This is a genomic window from Providencia sp. PROV130, from assembly GCF_028482225.1.
GTDB classification, from domain to species: domain Bacteria; phylum Pseudomonadota; class Gammaproteobacteria; order Enterobacterales; family Enterobacteriaceae; genus Providencia; species Providencia rettgeri.
Map to the genome: position 1 here is coordinate 146,244 of NZ_JAMPQC010000020.1, position 19,396 is coordinate 165,639.

A 19,396-nucleotide genomic window follows, 5' to 3' on the forward strand; every position below is an offset into this window, starting at 1 on the left:
ATTAACAATGAGAAGAGTAAAATGGCATTTTCTGAATCAGAAAAACAGATTTTATTGGCAGTTAAAGGTGTCGGGCCCACAGTGATTAGCCGTTTAGAACAAATGGGGTTTAGTTCACTCGCACAATTGAGCGAAGCTTCCTACGATGAAATTTTAATTTCTGGGGCCGCATTAACAGGCTCAAGTTGTTGGAAAAATAGCCCGCAAGCGAAAAAAGCGGTAGAAGGGGCTATTTTAGCAGCTAAACAAGCGGTTAGATTGCCATCTTAATCAGTTTGGTTTCTCGTTTTCCATTTCTTACTGCGCAAGATATTGAGAACTTGTACTGCCATGGAAAAGAACATCGCAAAGTAGATATAGCCTTTTGATACATGAACTTGAACACTTTCAAGTAGTAAGGTGAAACCAACAAGAATCAAAAATGATAAGGCTAAGATTTTTACAGAAGGGTAGCGCTCAACAAAGTCGCCAATGGGTTTGGCCGCAAGCATCATAATGAGCACAGCGATGACGACCGCAGCCATCATGATAAATAAGTGGTCTGATAGCCCCACAGCCGTGATCACGGAATCTAAACTGAAGATAATGTCTAATAAAGCAATTTGAACGATAGCGCCCCAAAATGAACTGACTTTTTTATTTGCTAGGTTACTTTCACCTTCTCCCTCAATCGTATCAAAAATTTCTTGGCTTGCTTTCCATATAAGGAAGATCCCACCTGCACATAATATGAGGTCGCGAGCGGATACCACATGATCAGCGACAGTAAAAAGTGGGGTGGTAAGGCGTGATAACCACGCAATAGAAGCCAATAATGCAAGACGCATCACCATTGCTGCAATAAGCCCAGTCCGTCTGGCACTATTTTGTTGGTGATTCGGAAGTTTGCTCACCACAATACTGAGGAAAATAATATTATCAATGCCTAGGACAATTTCTAATATGGTTAGTGTCGCGAGTGCCATCCAGGCATTGGGATCCAGTATCCACTCAAACATCTTAGTACCTTCTAATTAACGAATTAAACAGTGATAATAATTTATCGTCTGCTTTGGTACAGGCGATGGTTAGCGACTAACTTAAACTAAAATGCCGCGCTAATAAGGGCGCGGTAAAGTCTTTTTTGAGATAAAAACCACGTGGTAGCGTCATAATAGGCTGACCAAACTCACCAACCGCTTCCGTTAATGCTTTATTGTTCGCGGCTTTAGGGCGAATTTGTAATACCTGCCCATGACGTGCAGTAATACTTTCAACTTTGCCTAACACAATGAGATCCATTAACTCTTCCCAATCTTGCCGTAGCAACTGTTCTTCAAACGGAGACGGGCTCCAAATTAATGGGTTTGCGACTCTACGTTGTGAGAGCGGGATTTGCCTTTCCCCTTCAATAGGGAACCATAAAATACGGGACAGCTTGCGGCGAACATGGCTATTTTCCCATGTTAAACCACTGTTTCCCGTTAATGGTGCAACAGAAACAAAAGTGGTTTCAAGTGGAACACCATAACGGTCAATCGGAATGGTTTTTAATTCAATTCCAATATGGGCGAAATCTTGCTCTGCCTTACTTCCCGCACTCGCGCCCAAATAATATTCCAATAGCATGCCAACCCAGCCTTTATCGCGCTTGAGATCAGGAGGAATAGGGATAGCAGCGTGTTGGGCGAGCTCACCAAGCGTGTAGCCAGCAAGAGCTTGCGCTCGGCTCATTAAGGTCGCTTCGTTATCAGGTGGTTGTGGTGCAATAAATGGCATCATGGTTTGAATAGTAATGTATAAAAAATAGCCAGTGGAAATACATATAACTCAAGAAGTATAACACTTTTTCTTTGGTATTTTTAACTATCTGATATATAGGAATATAATATTATTTATTTATCCAAATTATAAATTATTACAGAGGTTATTCAAGTTCATCCCAAGATAATCACAGGATCATGCACTAGGTTATCCACAGGATTTCTGGATAACTGTGAAAAACAGAGATTACTGTGTGTATTTACAGCCTTGACGAAACGGTTTTTATGACGCAAATCACAAAATATGAGTAAGTTAAGCACATATCTTGTGGATAAATACAACGTTGTTTGATCTTTGCTCAGTTAAAGTCCTAAGCATTTTAGTTAAAAAAGTAGTCAGTGGATAAAAGGCTATTTTGTTATTTACTTGTTTGATTTATCAGTGATTATTCAATTGTGCTTTTTTTTGATAAAAAAACGGCTTGGGGATATACCCTGATTACCATGAGGTTGTTCACATGGATATCCACAGAAAAAGTGAATAACATCCTTATTATTCATTTCATCTGTTTATAACTATCAATATTTTTCTAGGTTATCCTCAGACGGTTTAAACCACGCAGATTTAAAATCAAACCAGCCAAAGGTATTCATTCGTACGCCGCGCATGGTTTTTTGGCCTTGCAATTCAAGCCAATGATGAAAAACAGGGTGAAAAATTTGCGAGTCAACTAAGCTTTCACACCAAGCTTCGACATCTAATTGGTTATTACGCCATAGATTGAGTTCATTGCCGAGAGTGCTATTAAGGCATTGTCGTAGCAATGGCATTTCGTACAAGGTCGCAAAGATGGAAAACTCGAGAGGTTTAAAAAAGTTAGCGGTTGCTAGCCAAATATCACTTTCTCCATTGCCATTAAACCAATCATCGTAATCAATGATATTGATCTTAAGTTCCACCCCTTGCATCTGTAAAACCCGTTTCATAATTTGGCTAATTGCGTAGAACTCATGGTGGTTGCGATAAAAAGTGACAGTAAGCTCCGTTAAATCTTCAGGTTTGGGGAACAAGGTTAGCATTTTACTGTGATGCCAATGGAGTAACAGGCCATAAGCTGGCGCCCAATGGCGCTGATAAAAAGGTTCGCAATGTGCAAGCAGGTTGACAGGGGTTAAAAAGCTACATAACCACTTACGAACATCTTCACGCTGAGCTATTGGTGAACGCTGATCCATTAACAGGAAATAACAGCCTTCTTCCATACGACTTTCGAGCGAGCCATTATGGTGCTTATCACCATCCATTTTTAATGTTGTACAGACCATTTGCTCAGAGAGTTCAGGAACCACCCAAATGGTCACTTCATCGAGTAGCGCACGATAGCCAAAATAGCGGTCGAAAGCCGTAATGGTCAGCTTTTGTGGCAAGTTTTTTTCTACTTGATAAGGGCCAGTACCGATTGGACAACGGCTAAAGTTTTCGAGGTTCTCCCACTCTTTCGGTAAAATGGCGGCATGGTGGCTACCTAATAACCAAGGTAGTTGTTTATCAGGCTCACTTAACGTGATATCAATGACATAAGGTTGCGGTGAGCTAACGGATTGAATATGTGAGAATAGCGGCCAACAGGTTTTTAAGCGTAAAAGGGAATAAATAATATCGTCGGTAACCATTTCTCGCCCATGATGGAAATAAATAGCGGGGCGTAAATAAAAACGCCATTGGGTATCGCTGGTGGATTGCCAATGGTGGGCAAGGCCATCTTCCACTTCCCCTTTTTCCTCATTTATATGGGTAAGGCCATTAAATATTTGGCTCATCAAGTGAATTTCTGAGCGGCGCATTGGTGCGCCAGGAAGCAGTGTCGGGAAATCTCGATAATAAATAATCCGTAATAAATTTTTACCTTGTCGATAGCTGCGCTCCAGCTCAGATAATACCATTTGGCGAATGGTTTCTTTGTCACCAACCAGTGCGACAAGTTTTTCAATACTTTCTTCTTTGAGTAATTGTTCAGCCTGTGCCTGCTGTAGCTCTAAGCCATTAACATGAAAAATAAGGGTGGAACGTTTTCCTCGACCAGACTCTGCTTGCCAACTAAGCCAACCTTGTGACTGCATATTATTGAGTAGCGTACGGACATGACGACGAGAGCAAAACAGCGTGTCTGCGATATCTTGCAGCGTAGTTTCACTGTCTTGGCCCTGAAAGTGTTGCCAGAGACGAATGAATTGGGTTTGTAATCGCGAATTAGACATAAAAGAGGAACTCCGGCAAAAAATACATCAATTTTAATTTCCTAAATTCTCACGATAATAGAAGGCAGTAAGTAGCTCGTTTGGTTTGCAGTTGCCGACCAACTCCCCCATTTAGAGTAATGGTGTTTCTCACCGAGCCGGTTTTTACCGGCTTTTTTTTCGTCATATTTCTCGTTATAGCTGTGTTGGCTTCGTTCAGCTACCCTAGTCACATACTTATGTATGCTCCTAGGCGTATCCTCACTTGCCGCCTTGCTATAACGCGAACTATTTAGAAAAAATCGTTAAGTAAAAGTAAAAGTAAAAGTAAAAGTAAAAGTAAAAGTAAAAGTAAAAGTAAAAGTAAATTTTGTGATGGGCAAAATATTTAGGTTAATTATACAGGAAGATATTAACGGGGAAGTGATTTTGGATTGTAAATTTTTAATGATGGATGAATTCCGCATTTTTGGTGCGAAGTAGGCGGTTTAGTTGGATAATTAGAGCTAAAAGAGGAACTACGCCCACTAAAGTAGGCGTAGAAAAGGATTTACTGCATAAAGGATGGAATCTTGCTTTCAAAATCGGTGATCTGGTCGACATGCTGCAACGTCAAACCAATACTATCCAAGCCATTCATCATGCAGTGGCGACGGAAGCTATCAATTTCAAAATGATAGGTTTTATCACCCGCAGTCACGGTTTGAGCTTCTAAGTCTACCGTAAACTGGCAACCTTCATGGCCATTAACATAGTTAAACAGCTCATCTACTTCGGTTTCACTTAATTTAATTGGTAATAATTGGTTGTTGAACGAGTTACCATAAAAAATATCAGCAAAACTTGGGGCGATAACCACTTGAATACCAAAGTCAGTTAATGCCCAAGGTGCGTGCTCACGGGATGAACCGCAACCAAAGTTTTCACGGGCTAATAAAATACTTGCCCCTTTGAAAACTGGCTTATTTAAGACGAAATCAGGGTTCGGTTGTTGCCCGTTCTCATCTAAAAAACGCCAGTCATTAAACAAGTGTTGGCCAAAACCAGTGCGAGTCACTTTTTGCAAAAATTGTTTAGGGATAATGGCATCAGTATCTACATTGGCTGCATCTAAAGGAGCGACAATCCCGACGTGTGTAATAAACTTTTCCATCATTTTCTCCTTAGATTTGAATATCACGTACATCAGCAAAATGGCCATTAATCGCAGCTGCGGCTGCCATTGCTGGGCTAACTAAGTGAGTACGGCCTGCACGACCTTGGCGACCTTCAAAGTTACGGTTACTGGTTGATGCACAGCGTTCGCCAGGGTTTAAACGGTCGTTATTCATCGCTAAGCACATAGAGCATCCTGGCAAACGCCATTCAAAGCCCGCTTCAATGAAAATTTTATCTAAACCTTCTTGTTCCGCTTGGGCTTTAACTGGGCCTGATCCCGGAACAACAATGGCTTGCACGCCATTAGCCACTTTTTTACCTTTGGCAATTGCAGCTGCTGCACGTAAATCTTCAATACGCGAATTAGTGCATGAACCAATAAATACTTTATCAATTTTTACATCAGATAATTTAATACCGGACTCTAACCCCATGTAAGCTAATGCTTTCTCAGCAGAAGCTCGTTCAACAGGGTCCGCAAATGACTCTGGGGCAGGTATCGGTTGGTTGATGGCAATTACTTGTCCCGGGTTAGTTCCCCATGTGACTTGTGGTGCGATGCTACTTGCTTGAATAGTAATGATTTTATCAAATTGTGCATCATCATCAGTTTTTAATGTTTTCCAATACGCAACCGCGTCGTCCCATTGTTGGCCTTTAGGTGCAAATTGGCGACCTTTCATATAGGCAAAGGTGGTTTCATCGGGGGCGATAATCCCCGCTTTCGCACCTAATTCAATAGCCATGTTGCATACCGTCATACGGCCTTCCATGCTCAAGTTTTCGATGGCCTCACCGCAAAACTCAACAATATAGCCAGTACCGCCTGCGCTGCCAGTTGTACCGATAATCGCTAAAACGATATCTTTTGCGGTAATGCCAGCTGGTGCTTTGCCGACGACTTCAATTTTCATTGTTTTAGCGCGTGCTTGTTTCAGTGTTTGAGTCGCCATCACGTGCTCAACTTCTGACGTGCCGATACCAAAGGCCAATGAGCCAAATGCACCGTGTGTTGCGGTGTGGGAGTCTCCACATACAATAGTCATCCCCGGCAAAGTAATACCTTGCTCAGGCCCCATCACATGGACAATACCTTGGTATGGGTGATTCAAATCATACAAAGTTACGCCAAACTCTTCACAGTTCTTTATTAACTCTTGCATTTGAATGCGAGCCATATCGCCACAAGCATTAATATCTTTGGTTTGCGTCGATACGTTGTGATCCATGGTAGCAAATGTTTTACTTGGTTGATGCAACGGGCGATTTTTAGTTCTCAAACCGTCAAACGCTTGAGGTGATGTCACTTCGTGTACCAAATGGCGATCGATATAAATCAAAGGGATTTCATTTTCGACCTCACGGACAACGTGGGCATCATACAATTTTTGATATAAAGTCTTGGCCATGTTAAACCCCTTCTGCAATATAACGAGCAATAATATCGCCCATTTCACTGGTACTTATTGATTGACCTGCACCTGCTAAGTCTGATGTTCTATAACCTTCTTCTAAGGCTTTATTGACTGCACGCTCGATGGCATCTGCCGCATCAGTTTGGTCTAAGCTAAATCTTAACAGCATGGAAGCAGATAAAATTTGTGCAATTGGGTTGGCAATATTTTTTCCAGCAATATCTGGTGCAGAGCCGCCCGCAGGTTCATACAAACCAAATCCAGCTTCATTTAAACTCGCAGAAGGTAACATACCCATAGAACCGGTGATCATCGCACATTCATCAGAAATGATATCGCCGAACAAGTTAGAACATAACACCACATCAAATTGAGATGGGGCTTTGATCATTTGCATTGCTGCGTTATCGATATACATATGGCTGACTTCAACATCTGGGTATTCTTGAGCGATTTGATTGACCACTTCACGCCATAATACTGAGCTTTGCAACACGTTTGCCTTGTCGATTGATGTGACTTTGTTATTACGTTTGCGAGCCGATTCAAAAGCAATACGTGCGATACGCTCGATTTCATAGCGGTGATAAACTTCAGTATCAAATGCATATTCTTCTTGGCCTTCACCTTTGCGGCCTTTCGGTTGACCGAAGTAAATCCCACCGGTTAATTCACGGACACAAAGAATATCGAAACCTTGAGCTGCGATGTCTGCGCGTAATGGGCAAAATGCTTCTAATGCTTGATATAAGCGAGCAGGGCGTAAATTACTGAATAATTTAAAATGCTTACGTAAAGGTAATAATGCACCGCGTTCAGGCTGGCTATCGGGTGGCAAGTGTTCCCATTTAGGCCCACCGACAGAGCCAAATAATACCGCATCAGCGTCCTCACAACCTGTTACTGTAGCCTGCGGTAACGGTTCACCGTGTTTGTCGATTGCCGCGCCGCCAACATCATATTCAGTGGTGTTAATTGTTATTGCAAAACGTTTGCTGATAGCGGCTAAAACCTTGTGAGCTTGCGCCATCACTTCTGGACCGATGCCATCTCCCGGTAATACGGCAATTTTATAACTAGACATTGTTAAACAGCTTCCTTTGTGTTTGATTGTGATTCTTGATTTATTTTTTGTTTTTCTTTTTCAACTTGCTCAGAGCGCCAAATGCTATTTAACACATGCACCATGGCTTTCGCTGAAGATTCGACGATATCTGTCGCTAACCCCATCCCGTGGAACTTACGGTTATGGCATTCAACCACGATATCCACTTGGCCTAACGCATTTTCACCATGGCCCTTAGCAGATAATTGGTACGAGACTAATTTCATAGGGAATTGTGTAATGTTGCTGATGGCTTGGTAGATGGCATCAACGGGGCCATTACCGGTTGCCGCTTCAGATTTCACTTCATCTCCACACTGCATTTTGACTGTTGCTGTTGCAACAATACTAGAGCCTGATTGTGTACTGAAATAGTCCATCACGAAGTGGTCAGTTTCATCTTGTTGTTTCGTAAAGAAAGCTAAGGCTTCTAAGTCATAGTCAAAGACTTGACCTTTTTTATCAGCTAAATTCAAAAATGCAGTATACAATTCATCCAATTTGAAGTCTTTACCTTCGTGATACCCCATTTCCTCCATACGGTGTTTAACAGCGGCACGGCCTGAGCGTGAGGTTAAATTTAATTGTTGTTCTTTTAAGCCGATAGACTCTGGCGTCATGATTTCGTAGGTTTCACGATTTTTCAACACACCGTCTTGGTGAATACCTGATGAGTGAGCAAATGCGTTACTGCCTACAACTGCTTTATTGGCTGGGATTGGTGTATTACATAATTGGCTAACTAATTGGCTGGTACGGTAAATTTCTTTGTGATTAATATTGGTATGCACATTCAACATTTGTTCGCGCAATTTAATGGCCATAATCACTTCTTCTAATGCCGTGTTGCCAGCGCGTTCGCCTAAGCCATTGATGGTACCTTCAACTTGGCGGGCACCGGCTTGTACAGCACTGATTGAGTTAGCAACGGACATCCCTAAATCATCATGGCAATGCACAGAAATAACAGCTTTATCGATATTTGGTACACGGTTATACAAATCAGTGATAATTCCGCCAAACTGGTAAGGAGTTGTGTAACCTACAGTATCTGGGATATTGATTGTTGTTGCCCCTGCATTAATAGCCGTTTCTACGATACGACATAAATTATCAGGATCAGTACGGCCCGCATCTTCACAGGAGAATTCAACGTCATCGGTATAGCGTCTTGCGCGCTTGATGGAATTAATTGCCATATCCATTACGCCATCAAAGGATTTATTTAATTTCTTCTCCATATGCAAATTGGAGGTGGCTAAGAAAATATGGATACGGAAGGCTTCGGCAACCTTTAATGACTCAGCTGCAACATCAATGTCATTTTCAATACAACGTGCTAATGCACAAATTCGGCTGTTTTTTATTTCTCTCGCGATGGTTTGCACAGATTCGAAATCACCCGGTGAAGAGACTGGGAAACCCGCTTCAATGATATCAACCCCTAAACGCTCTAATGCGAAGGCAATTTGTAATTTTTCTTTGACGGACAAACTTGCCTGTAATGCCTGCTCACCGTCGCGTAAGGTGGTATCGAAGATAATGACTTGGTTGCTCATATTGTGTTCCTCATATCGAATTTTGTTTTTTGCTTAGAGTTATGTTCTTCCAAAGCCGCAGGCATAAAAAAACCCGCGGGTTGCGCGGGTTTTTAATGTTTGTGGACAGTTTGTTTCTATTTTTCGTCCATAAGCATACCGCGCAAATTTAATGCGAGTAGTAGTAGGCTTAGTAGGCGAATAGAAAATGTCATTTCAACTGTCTCTCTTGAGTATCTTAATCAAACTGTATTTATTGATACGTTATCTTAAAGTTAATGTCAATCATAGATTTTTAGCCTATTTTTACCAATCATGAATTATGGCTTTTAGCTGGTGGTTGTTGCTGTTTTTTTTGTGTATCCCTTCTGTTTTATCTGGATTTTTACGTTGTTATAAGGGTAAAATTCTTTCGCTATGCTCATTCAAATGCTTTTTTGTTTAAAGTTATTGATTTTTATATGATTTTTATTTTTTTGGTATGAAGTAAGACCTAATGCAGGGAATGAATCATCTTCGCCAATACTTTTTAATTAAGTTAATTATCTAATAAATGAGTATTTAAAAAATAATCTGATAATGAGAATATTTATTGATTCTACATACGATTTATTATGATTTCTTGCAAAAATTGCTTTATTATTTTTACGGTGAGTGATTGCAAGGCTAATAAGTGGTTATCATTCATTATGTTGATGAATATTTACGTTTTATAATGATATTTATACTGCAAGTTTAATTAATAGGTAAAGTAATATAAACGTCGTTTTAATAAATGCAGGGAAAGCGAAATGACTTATTATCTATAAGTTGTTTTAAGAATAATATTTAATGAATTTATATATTCGTCGGTTTTTTAAGATGAATGACTCTTTTCGTTAATGAAAAATGATAAATATATTAGTGGAGTAAAAAATGACTGATTTTGATACAATTTCAACAGCTAAAAAAGACAGTAGCGATATTCATTTACGTAATGTTGATCTCAACCTATTAACGGTTTTTGACGTGGTTATGCAGATGCAAAACGTGACAAAAGCAGCGCAAGTTCTAGGGATGTCTCAACCTGCGGTGAGTAACGCAGTATCACGTTTAAAATCAATGTTTAATGATGAGTTGTTTGTCCGGTATGGGCGTGGTATTCAGCCGACATCTCGTGCTAAGCAACTGTTCGGGCCTATTAGGCAAGCATTACAATTAGTTCATAATGAATTACCTAGTGCAGGTTTCAATCCACAAACTAGTGATAGAATATTTAATTTATCTATTTGTTCACCGTTAGATATTCGTCTAGCTGCTATTATTGTCGAAAAATTTAAGGTAGTTTCGCCTAATATTAATATAGTCATTCATTCTTTTATGGATAATAAAATTGCTCATCAATTAAAATACCAAGAAATGGATTTTTTCCTTGGCTATAATCAATTAGAAAAGACAGAATTTCAACATCAGGTTTTATTCGATGATGAATTGGTATTAGTGGCGAGTAATCATCACCCACGTATTGGTAATTCAATTTCTGAAGTTGAACTAAATAATGAACGTCATGCGATTATGTCAATGGATAACATGGGGTCATTTAGTAAACCTTATTATCATAATACTGAGTTATCGCATACGATTAGCTATCAAGGTACTGACTTAAATAGTGTCCTGAGTATTGTTGCTCAAACGGATCTCGTCGCTATTGTGCCAAAATGGCTAGTAAGTCATTACTTTGGGCAACTAAAATTACGGACATTAACGTTGCCGTGGCTTCGAGATACACTGCCTTGCTATTTAACTTGGCATGAATCAACGGTTAGGGATAAAGGCCATCAATGGATGAAATCTCAATTTAGCCAGTTGATTGAGGAACTCTCTGAACAGGCTGTTGCTGCATAGTACTCCTATTTAAAAATTGCTAGAGGTTGTTGGCAAGCTCAGACATTGTGAGTAAGAAATAACGCATATTGTTAAGGGGTAATAACAAATGAAATTATCCCTTAAAGCTAACAACCTCTATATTTCTATAGACGTACTTATAACAAAATAGATACGCCAACAAGGTAATTAACTCACTATCGTGAGCGTTATGATGAGTTTTGTAGCAGACATAACATTTGCACAAAATTTACATATAAATGCTTTTCACACATCTCTTTAGTCGATACACTGCGAATATTCAGCTAACACTTGTAAGCTGAAATAATAAGAAATAAAAATAGTTAAGTGCTTGTGAATGTACCGAGTAACTTATATCGATAATGACCTATAGGGAATACACTTTGATTACTGAAAATCTATATCCATACCACTTGGTTAATCGCTTACGTAGCAGGGTTACTGCGCACGAATCGGCGAGCCGGATAGCTTTCAGTCAATGGGATAACGGGCAACAAAGCTCATTAACTTGGGGGGAGGTAGGCGATCACACATCAGCGATTTCTCGTCGTCTCTTAGCATTAAACGTTATCACACAAGAAAATATTGGGTTATTTGCCCATAACAGTATGAATTGGTCATTGGTTGACTTTGCCGCGTTACAAATTAGGGCTGTCACAGTGCCACTTTATGCAACTAGCAGTGTTGAGCAAGCGGCATATATTATTAATGATGCTAATATTAAAGTGTTGTTTGTTGGGGAAGATATGCAATATCAAGTTGCATGCCAATTACCAGCTCTTTGCCCTCAATTAACGACGATTATCGTGATGAATGACAATGTTGAGTTGGCTGATCTTTCAATCGACACGCTGCATTTATCCACATTTATGGCGCAAGCACAAACCGCATACCAAACAGAACTTGATGAGCGCATCGCTGCACATAATCTCGGTGATTTATTTACCATCATTTATACATCAGGCACTACTGGAGAGCCCAAAGGCGTTATGTTGGATTATTACAACATGGCTGCCCAACTGTATCTCCATGACGAACGATTACAACTAACCGCTGATGATGTTTCTTTAAGTTTTTTACCTCTTTCACATGTTTTTGAACGTGCGTGGAGCTTTTACGTTATGCACGTTGGGGCGTTAAACGTTTATTTAACAGACACCAATCAAGTTCGGGAAGCATTAGCTGAGGTAAAACCGACCGTGATGTGTGCGGTTCCCCGTTTTTATGAAAAAGTTTATTCAGCAATACACAGTAAAGTGGCAAAAGCGCCTCTTATTCGTAGGGCGCTATTTCGCTGTGCAATATCCCTTGGCAAGCGCCGTGTGAAAGCCTTAGCAAAAGGCCATAAACCCTCTTTAGTTAACCGCGCAATTTTTCCGATGGTTGATAAACTGGTTCTCAGTAAAATTCGCGAAGGGCTAGGGGGGCGAATTCGTTTCATGCCAGCCGCTGGCGCCCGTCTTGATGACGATGTGATTGCATTTTTCCTTTCAGCAGGGGTAAATATTAAATATGGCTATGGCATGTCAGAAACCTGCGCCACGGTATCTTGCTGGGAAGAGGGTAAATACCCATTAGGTTCGATAGGTACACCACTATCTTCTGTTTCAGTGCGTATTGGTAAAGACGATGAAATACAAGTAAAAGGGCCAGTGGTCATGAAAGGCTATTTCAATCGACCCATTGAAACCTTGGATACATTTACATCAGATGGCTGGCTAAAAACGGGTGATGCAGGAAAAATTGACGAACAAGGCAATTTATATATTACGGATAGGCTAAAAGATTTAATGAAAACGTCTAACGGAAAATATATTGCACCACAGATGATTGAAGGCGTATTAGGGCAAGACAAGTTTATTGAACACATTGCAGTCATTGCGGATGCGCGCAAGTTTGTTTCAGCGCTGATCGTGCCTTGTTATGACAGCTTAGAAGAATATGCCCATTCTATAAATCTGAAATATCGAGATCGTTTAGAACTCTTAAAAGACTCAAATATTGTGGCCTTATTTGAAAGTCGTTTAAAAGAACTGCAAAAAAATATCGATAATTTCCACCAAGTTAAGCGTTTTATATTGTTACCTACCACATTTTCAATGGAAAAAGGTGAATTAACGCCGACTTTGAAATTGCGTCGTAAAATTATTTCTGAGCGCTATCAATTAGAAATTGAATCGATGTACAAAGAATAATTTACCATCTAATTATCTGACTTACCTGTATTATGGGTAGGTCAGGTCTTGTTTTTGTTCTATTCATATTTATTTATTCAGATTATCACTTAATATTAAAATCAGAATGTTTCCAACTAATTAAAGTTGCACTGTTTTTTCATTCATAGCAGTCATTCTTTCTTCCATTATTTTTATACGCAGTCAATTTATCTATCAAATACCCATGTTCAAGATGATGTGAAAGTTTCGTGATCCTTGCACTGAAATGGTGTTTGCTTCGTTTCAGCCAGAGCGATATGTTAATAGCACGAATTTCACAATTTTAATGATAAAAATAAAGAGGTAGTTCATACCTCTTCACTTGCAAATAATGTCTGGGGGCAAACTCATGGAGATGTTGTCGGGAGCAGAAATGGTCGTCAAATCGTTGATTGACCAAGGAGTAAAGCACGTGTTTGGTTATCCAGGCGGTGCGGTATTAGATATTTATGATGCACTTCATACGGTTGGTGGGGTAGAACATATTTTAGTTCGCCATGAACAAGCCGCCGTTCATATGGCAGATGGTTATGCACGCTCAACAGGGGATGTTGGGGTTGTTTTAGTGACATCTGGTCCTGGTGCAACAAATGCTATTACGGGTATTGCGACGGCTTATATGGACTCCGTACCAATGGTGGTGTTATCAGGGCAGGTTGCAAGCTCGCTAATTGGTAACGATGCGTTTCAAGAGTGCGATATGGTAGGAATATCAAGGCCAATAGTTAAGCACAGCTTTTTAATTAAAAGCGCAGAAGAAATTCCTGAAACCATCAAGAAAGCGTTTTATATTGCAGCAAGTGGCCGTCCAGGGCCTGTGGTGATTGATTTTCCTAAGGACACCGTTAACCCGGCTTTGAAGTTTGCTTACCGTTATCCAGAAAACGTTTCCCTGCGGTCTTATAACCCGACATTGCAAGGACACAAAGGCCAAATTAAAAAAGCATTAACTAAATTGGTTTCGGCCAAAAAACCGGTTTTCTATATTGGTGGAGGGGCGATTAACGCGAATTGCTCTGCTGAACTTATAGAGTTGGCCGAAAAACTGCAATTACCAGTGGTATCAACCTTAATGGGATTAGGGGCTTTCCCTGAAACGCACAAGCAATCAGTCGGAATGCTTGGGATGCATGGAACCTATGAAGCCAACAAGGTGATGCATAACTCGGATGTAATTTTTGCCGTTGGTGTTCGTTTTGATGATAGGACAACGAACAATTTAGAAAAATATTGCCCAAATGCGACCGTCATTCAAATTGATGTTGACCCAACGTCTATCTCAAAAACGGTCAATGCCGATATCCCAATTGTTGGTGATGCAAAACTCACATTAAAACAAATGTTAGGTCAGTTAGACCAAGCTTCAACCAAACAAGACAACCAAGCACTCACTGCGTGGTGGAAAGAAATTGAGCAATGGCGCAGTAAACAGTGTTTACGTTACGAAACAAATCAAACAAAAGTTAAACCACAGCAAGCCATTGAAATGATTTACCGTTTAACGAAAGGTGAAGCGTATGTCACGTCTGACGTCGGGCAACACCAAATGTTCGCCGCATTGTATTATCCCTTTGATAAACCTCGCCATTGGATAAACTCAGGAGGGCTTGGCACGATGGGCTTTGGTTTACCTGCTGCACTAGGGGTGAAATTAGCGCATCCAAAATCGACCGTTGTTTGTGTGACAGGGGATGGCAGCATCCAGATGAACATTCAAGAGCTTTCAACCGCTCTGCAATATGGCTTACCGGTTTTAGTGCTCAACTTAAATAATGGTTTCTTAGGCATGGTAAAACAGTGGCAGGATATGATTTATCAAGGCCGTCACTCACAATCTTACATGCAATCATTGCCTGATTTCATCAAGTTAGCACAAGCGTATGGCCACGTTGGTATTTCGATAGCAACACCTGATGAGCTAGAAGAAAAACTAAAACAAGCCCTTGTTGAAGTGAATGAAAATCAGCGATTAGTCTTCGTTGATGTCAATATTGATGAAACTGAGCACGTTTATCCAATGCAGATCCGTGGTGGTGCAATGGATGAAATGTGGTTGAGCAAAACAGAGAGGACCTGATCATGCGTCGTATTTTATCCGTTTTATTAGAAAATGAATCAGGTGCTTTGTCCCGTGTCATAGGTCTGTTCTCTCAGCGTGGTTATAATATTGAAAGTTTGACCGTTGCACCAACAGACGACCCAACCTTGTCACGTATGACTATCCAAACTAAAGGGGATGCAAAGGTTCTTGAGCAAATTGAGAAACAATTGCATAAACTGGTTGATGTGTTGCGCGTCAGTGAGCTGACGGCGTCAGCACATATCGAACGTGAAATCATGTTAGTGAAGCTACAAGCCTCTGGATATGGGCGTGATGAAGTGAAGCGCTGCGCAGATATTTTCCGTGGGCAAATTGTTGATGTCACCCCAACGCTTTATACCGTTCAGCTAGCGGGAACAAGCGAAAAACTGGACGCTTTCATCGAATCAGTGCGTGGTGTTGCTGAAATTGTTGAAGTTGTACGCTCAGGGATCGTCGGTGTTTCGCGCGGTGATAAAATTATGCGATGAAAAATTTATCTTCCGAAGGTAGAATAATCGCGTTTAAGGCCCCGAATGACTCGGGGCTATTCCCAAAATTGTAAAGAGGTTAACGTGAAACTGGATGAGATAGCCCGTCTAGCGGGTGTTTCCCGCACAACGGCTAGTTATGTGATCAACGGCAAGGCCAAGCAGTATCGAGTCAGCGATAAAACTGTAGAAAAAGTGATGGCAGTCGTCAGAGAGCACAATTACCATCCAAATGCAGTTGCTGCGGGGTTACGAGCAGGGCGTACCCGTTCTATTGGGTTAGTGATCCCTGACTTGGAAAATACGAGCTATACCCGTATAGCAAATTACCTTGAAAGGCAGGCGCGTCAGCGTGGTTATCAATTGTTGATAGCATGCTCCGAAGACCAACCCGACAATGAAATTCGTTGTGTTGAACACCTTTTACAACGACAAGTTGATGCCATAATTGTTTCGACAGCATTACCGCCAGAACACCCGTTCTATCAGCGTTGGGCGAATCGTTCTTTACCGATTATCGCACTGGATAGAGCCCTTGAAAAAGAACACTTTATTAGTGTTGTTGGTGATGACCAAGAAGATGCTTTCATGATTTCAGCAGAATTACGCAAATTTAAAGCTGAATCGGTATTGTATTTAGGGGCGTTACCTGAGTTATCAGTCAGTTATCTACGCGAGCAAGGTTTCCGTAAAGCCTGGCATGAAGACCCGCGCAAGATTGATTACCTATATGCAAATAGCTATGAACGCGATTCAGCCGCAGAGGTTTTTGCTCATTGGCTTGATAGTGGTAACAAGATGCCAGACGCACTATTTACAACATCATTCTCCTTACTACAAGGCGTGCTAGATGTCGCATTGAAGCGCAGTGGTCGTTTACCTGAGCATATGGTTATTGCCACATTTGGTGATAATGAATTATTAGACTTCCTTGAATGCCCAGTGCTTTCTCTGGCACAACGCCATAGAGACATCGCTGAACGCATCTTAGAATTGGTACTTGCCAGCCTTGATGAAAAGCAAAAACCAGAACCGGGTATTACACGTATTCGTCGTGATTTATGTCGCCGTGGAAGTTTAGGTCGTAAGCAGTAATAAAATAGACTTAACTTTAATCGAACAGTGAATATTTACACGATAATGAGTGATGTTGGTCACAATAATGAGTAATATAACGGCCCCTATCTTGTAGGGGCTTTTTTTTTATAGGCTAAAATTAGGTAAATATTTAACTTTAGGATTTATCTTAATCGGCTTGTTGCGGATTTTAAAATGAAAGCTAAATCGGATGAATAAATTAATATAAATTTATTATCGTTGTATTACTGATTTGTGCGATAAATATTTTGAAGTAAATTACTGTTTATTAAAACAGTGATTTACTCTATTGATATATAATGATTTTATTTTATTAGCGGCACGTTTTGGGCCTATTTAAAAATTAATGATTATTTGAGGACTCAACAGAAGTAAATAACCGGTACAAGATACACTGATTAAAAATGAGACATAAGTTGAATTTCCATTAATTTGTATGATTTTGCAGCAAACTATTATGTTCGCGCTTATTTAGGTGATACTTAATAAAATATGTTAATCATATCAACTTGTTATTTCCCATTTTATTTCCAAGTTAGATTTTACCTCTCCTTATTTTTTCTGAATTGTTCTGTAAATAAAGCTAAAGCCGGATGCTACTGGCTTGACAACGTTTTCATACCATTCGTAAACTTTATATGTGGTGAATTGTGGGGTAAAGTGGGTGGGTTGAAAATAAAAGGGGTTTAATCGGGTATGTTTCGTGGGGCAACACTGGTTAATCTCGACAGCAAAGGGCGTCTAACCGTGCCAACTCGTTATCGAGGAATGCTGAACGAGGAATCGAAAGGGCAAATGGTTTGTACCATTGACCTTCACCAGCCATGCCTGTTGCTTTATACCTTACCCGAGTGGGAGATTATCGAGGAAAAACTTTCTCGGTTATCGACGATGAACCCAGCAGAACGACGCGTGCAGCGGCTGTTATTAGGTCATGCAAGTGAATGCCAAATGGACAACGCGGGGCGTCTTTTGTTAGCCAGTACATTGCGTCAACACGCAGGGCTAACCAAAGAGGTCATGTTGGTTGGCCAGATTAATAAATTTGAACTTTGGGATGAACAGACTTGGTATCAGCAAGTGGAAGATGATATTGCCGCTGAGCGCCTTACCAATGAACCACTTTCAGCCCGCTTACAGGATTTGTCACTTTAATAATGACGCAACAGCAATTTAAACACGTAACAGTATTACTGGATGAAGCCGTGAACGGCTTAAACATTAAACCTAACGGTATCTATATCGATGGCACCTTTGGTCGTGGTGGCCATTCAAGGTTGATATTAAGCCAGCTTGGCGCACAAGGAAGGTTAATTGCTATTGACCGTGATCCAGAAGCAATAAAAGCGGCACAGGCTATCGATGACCCGCGTTTTATGATTAAACATGGCCCATTTTCTGCGATTGCAGAGTATGTGGAAGAAGAAGGGTTAGCAGGGAAAATTGATGGCGTATTACTGGACTTAGGGGTTTCTTCACCGCAGTTAGATGACCCAGAGCGTGGTTTTTCCTTTATGCGTGACGGGCCGTTAGATATGCGAATGGACCCAACCAAAGGGCAATCCGCACAGCAATGGTTGATGGACGCAGAAGCGGATGACATTGCTTGGGTATTGAAAACTTTTGGAGAAGAGCGTTTTGCGAAACGAATTGCGAGAGCGATTGTTGAACGTAACCATAATCCAGAAGAAGAGCCATTAACACGTACACGGCATCTTGCAGAGTTGATTGCCAAAGTCAGTCCGATGAAAGACCGGCATAAACACCCTGCAACACGTAGCTTCCAAGCGATTCGTATTTATATCAATAGTGAATTGGAAGAGATTGAAAAAGCGTTAGAAGGCGCAATGAGCGTTTTAGCACCACAAGGGCGCTTATCGGTTATCAGCTTCCATTCTTTGGAAGATAGATTAGTAAAACGGTTTATTCGCAAAAATAGTAAAGGACCATCAGTGCCAGCTGGTATTCCACTGACTGAAGCGCAGATTAAAGAGTTAGGCACAGCGCAGTTACGTGACCTAGGTAAGATGAAACCTTCGGAAAACGAAATTGACGAAAATCCTCGCGCACGGAGTTCCGTGTTGCGGTTTGCTGAAAAGGCGGCGGAATAATGGTTCCAGAAAGGCACAGCCTAGCTCGCGTCATTGGGCGTGATTTATTTCGTTATGGCATCGTTCCTTTGATTTTATTGGCTGCAATTATAATCAGTGCCGTTTTTGTCGTGACTACGGCACATGAAACGCGTTTGTTAACGGCAGCTAAAGATAAATTGTATGAAGAAAAAGACTTATTGGATATCGAATGGCGCAATTTGATCCTTGAAGAAAACGCCCTTGCGAGCCATAGCCGGATAGAACGTTTGTCGGTTGAAAAATTACAGATGGTACAAGTTGAACCATCACAAGAAAAAATTATTGTTTCTAAGCAATAA

The 19,396-nt window shown here is 40.7% G+C and carries 17 protein-coding genes; 9 read left to right on the top strand and 8 right to left on the bottom strand.

From position 1 onward, the window contains the following. Positions 1 to 21: 21 nt before the first annotated feature. The gene (locus tag PSF28_RS14630) at positions 22 to 270 is read left to right on the top strand and encodes a helix-hairpin-helix domain-containing protein (protein ID WP_210838725.1); all 249 of its coding nucleotides are present in this window, start codon (positions 22 to 24) and stop codon (positions 268 to 270) included. Here the strand turns inward: PSF28_RS14630 and PSF28_RS14635 are convergent. The 8 genes from PSF28_RS14635 to leuA all read right to left on the bottom strand — a co-directional run bounded on the left by PSF28_RS14635 (position 267) and on the right by leuA (position 9,217). Beyond that, a complete protein-coding gene (locus PSF28_RS14635) occupies positions 267 to 998 on the bottom strand; it encodes a TerC family protein (protein ID WP_210838723.1) in 732 nt (243 codons plus the stop codon). The genes PSF28_RS14630 and PSF28_RS14635 overlap by 4 nt on opposite strands. A 76-nt stretch (positions 999 to 1,074) precedes the next feature. After that, on the bottom strand, positions 1,075 to 1,758 hold the full coding sequence (gene mutH / locus PSF28_RS14640) for a DNA mismatch repair endonuclease MutH (protein WP_210838742.1): 684 nt from the start codon (positions 1,756 to 1,758) through the stop codon (positions 1,075 to 1,077). Between the two features lie 563 nt (positions 1,759 to 2,321). Then, positions 2,322 to 4,001, bottom strand: a complete 1,680-nt coding sequence (gene sgrR, locus PSF28_RS14645) for an HTH-type transcriptional regulator SgrR (protein ID WP_210838721.1) — start codon at positions 3,999 to 4,001, stop codon at positions 2,322 to 2,324. Between the two features lie 41 nt (positions 4,002 to 4,042). Next, entirely contained in the window at positions 4,043 to 4,213 is a 171-nt protein-coding gene (locus PSF28_RS14650; protein WP_210838719.1) for a hypothetical protein, read from the bottom strand. A gap of 317 nt (positions 4,214 to 4,530) precedes the next feature. After that, the gene (gene leuD, locus PSF28_RS14655; RefSeq protein ID WP_117162798.1) at positions 4,531 to 5,136 is read right to left on the bottom strand and encodes a 3-isopropylmalate dehydratase small subunit; all 606 of its coding nucleotides are present in this window, start codon (positions 5,134 to 5,136) and stop codon (positions 4,531 to 4,533) included. A 7-nt stretch (positions 5,137 to 5,143) separates the two neighbouring features. After that, the gene (leuC, locus tag PSF28_RS14660) at positions 5,144 to 6,547 is read right to left on the bottom strand and encodes a 3-isopropylmalate dehydratase large subunit (RefSeq protein ID WP_210838717.1); all 1,404 of its coding nucleotides are present in this window, start codon (positions 6,545 to 6,547) and stop codon (positions 5,144 to 5,146) included. A 1-nt stretch (position 6,548) separates the two neighbouring features. Then, the gene (leuB, locus tag PSF28_RS14665) at positions 6,549 to 7,637 is read right to left on the bottom strand and encodes a 3-isopropylmalate dehydrogenase (RefSeq protein WP_272665807.1); all 1,089 of its coding nucleotides are present in this window, start codon (positions 7,635 to 7,637) and stop codon (positions 6,549 to 6,551) included. Positions 7,638 to 7,639: 2 nt separating this feature from the next. After that, complete coding sequence (gene leuA / locus PSF28_RS14670) at positions 7,640 to 9,217, bottom strand: 2-isopropylmalate synthase (RefSeq protein WP_004262054.1); 1,578 nt, start codon at positions 9,215 to 9,217, stop codon at positions 7,640 to 7,642. A gap of 894 nt (positions 9,218 to 10,111) precedes the next feature. Here leuA and leuO point away from each other — a divergent pair. The 8 genes from leuO to ftsL all read left to right on the top strand — a co-directional run bounded on the left by leuO (position 10,112) and on the right by ftsL (position 19,396). Next, complete coding sequence (gene leuO, locus PSF28_RS14675) at positions 10,112 to 11,080, top strand: transcriptional regulator LeuO (RefSeq protein WP_210837415.1); 969 nt, start codon at positions 10,112 to 10,114, stop codon at positions 11,078 to 11,080. Positions 11,081 to 11,442: 362 nt separating this feature from the next. Continuing rightward, the gene (locus PSF28_RS14680) at positions 11,443 to 13,275 is read left to right on the top strand and encodes an AMP-dependent synthetase/ligase (RefSeq protein ID WP_272685255.1); all 1,833 of its coding nucleotides are present in this window, start codon (positions 11,443 to 11,445) and stop codon (positions 13,273 to 13,275) included. A gap of 370 nt (positions 13,276 to 13,645) precedes the next feature. Further along, entirely contained in the window at positions 13,646 to 15,373 is a 1,728-nt protein-coding gene (ilvI, locus tag PSF28_RS14685; protein WP_210837411.1) for an acetolactate synthase 3 large subunit, read from the top strand. 2 nt (positions 15,374 to 15,375) lie between these two features. Beyond that, a complete protein-coding gene (ilvN, locus tag PSF28_RS14690) occupies positions 15,376 to 15,867 on the top strand; it encodes an acetolactate synthase small subunit (RefSeq protein ID WP_004262045.1) in 492 nt (163 codons plus the stop codon). A gap of 84 nt (positions 15,868 to 15,951) precedes the next feature. Then, on the top strand, positions 15,952 to 16,962 hold the full coding sequence (gene cra / locus PSF28_RS14695; protein ID WP_004913203.1) for a catabolite repressor/activator: 1,011 nt from the start codon (positions 15,952 to 15,954) through the stop codon (positions 16,960 to 16,962). A 699-nt stretch (positions 16,963 to 17,661) separates the two neighbouring features. Then, positions 17,662 to 18,120 carry a division/cell wall cluster transcriptional repressor MraZ gene (mraZ, locus tag PSF28_RS14700; protein ID WP_004262043.1) on the top strand — a complete coding sequence of 153 codons (459 nt, stop codon included), beginning with the start codon at positions 17,662 to 17,664 and terminating at the stop codon, positions 18,118 to 18,120. Between the two features lie 2 nt (positions 18,121 to 18,122). Then, positions 18,123 to 19,076, top strand: a complete 954-nt coding sequence (gene rsmH / locus PSF28_RS14705) for a 16S rRNA (cytosine(1402)-N(4))-methyltransferase RsmH (RefSeq protein WP_210837409.1) — start codon at positions 18,123 to 18,125, stop codon at positions 19,074 to 19,076. Then, entirely contained in the window at positions 19,076 to 19,396 is a 321-nt protein-coding gene (gene ftsL, locus PSF28_RS14710) for a cell division protein FtsL (protein ID WP_004913196.1), read from the top strand. The genes rsmH and ftsL overlap by 1 nt, the downstream gene beginning before the upstream one ends.

What these genes read in the sequence shown, in the direction of transcription:
- ftsL (WP_004913196.1), top strand. Translation starts at nt 19,076, where the DNA reads ATGGTTCCAGAAAGGCACAGCCTAGCTCGCGTCATTGGGCGTGATTTA.
- mutH (WP_210838742.1), bottom strand. Translation starts at nt 1,758, where the DNA reads ATGCCATTTATTGCACCACAACCACCTGATAACGAAGCGACCTTAATG.
- PSF28_RS14635 (WP_210838723.1), bottom strand. Translation starts at nt 998, where the DNA reads ATGTTTGAGTGGATACTGGATCCCAATGCCTGGATGGCACTCGCGACA.
- ilvN (WP_004262045.1), top strand. Translation starts at nt 15,376, where the DNA reads ATGCGTCGTATTTTATCCGTTTTATTAGAAAATGAATCAGGTGCTTTG.
- rsmH (WP_210837409.1), top strand. Translation starts at nt 18,123, where the DNA reads ATGACGCAACAGCAATTTAAACACGTAACAGTATTACTGGATGAAGCC.
- sgrR (WP_210838721.1), bottom strand. Translation starts at nt 4,001, where the DNA reads ATGTCTAATTCGCGATTACAAACCCAATTCATTCGTCTCTGGCAACAC.
- PSF28_RS14630 (WP_210838725.1), top strand. Translation starts at nt 22, where the DNA reads ATGGCATTTTCTGAATCAGAAAAACAGATTTTATTGGCAGTTAAAGGT.
- leuO (WP_210837415.1), top strand. Translation starts at nt 10,112, where the DNA reads ATGACTGATTTTGATACAATTTCAACAGCTAAAAAAGACAGTAGCGAT.
- leuC (WP_210838717.1), bottom strand. Translation starts at nt 6,547, where the DNA reads ATGGCCAAGACTTTATATCAAAAATTGTATGATGCCCACGTTGTCCGT.
- leuA (WP_004262054.1), bottom strand. Translation starts at nt 9,217, where the DNA reads ATGAGCAACCAAGTCATTATCTTCGATACCACCTTACGCGACGGTGAG.
- leuD (WP_117162798.1), bottom strand. Translation starts at nt 5,136, where the DNA reads ATGATGGAAAAGTTTATTACACACGTCGGGATTGTCGCTCCTTTAGAT.
- mraZ (WP_004262043.1), top strand. Translation starts at nt 17,662, where the DNA reads ATGTTTCGTGGGGCAACACTGGTTAATCTCGACAGCAAAGGGCGTCTA.
- PSF28_RS14680 (WP_272685255.1), top strand. Translation starts at nt 11,443, where the DNA reads ATGACCTATAGGGAATACACTTTGATTACTGAAAATCTATATCCATAC.
- leuB (WP_272665807.1), bottom strand. Translation starts at nt 7,637, where the DNA reads ATGTCTAGTTATAAAATTGCCGTATTACCGGGAGATGGCATCGGTCCA.
- ilvI (WP_210837411.1), top strand. Translation starts at nt 13,646, where the DNA reads ATGGAGATGTTGTCGGGAGCAGAAATGGTCGTCAAATCGTTGATTGAC.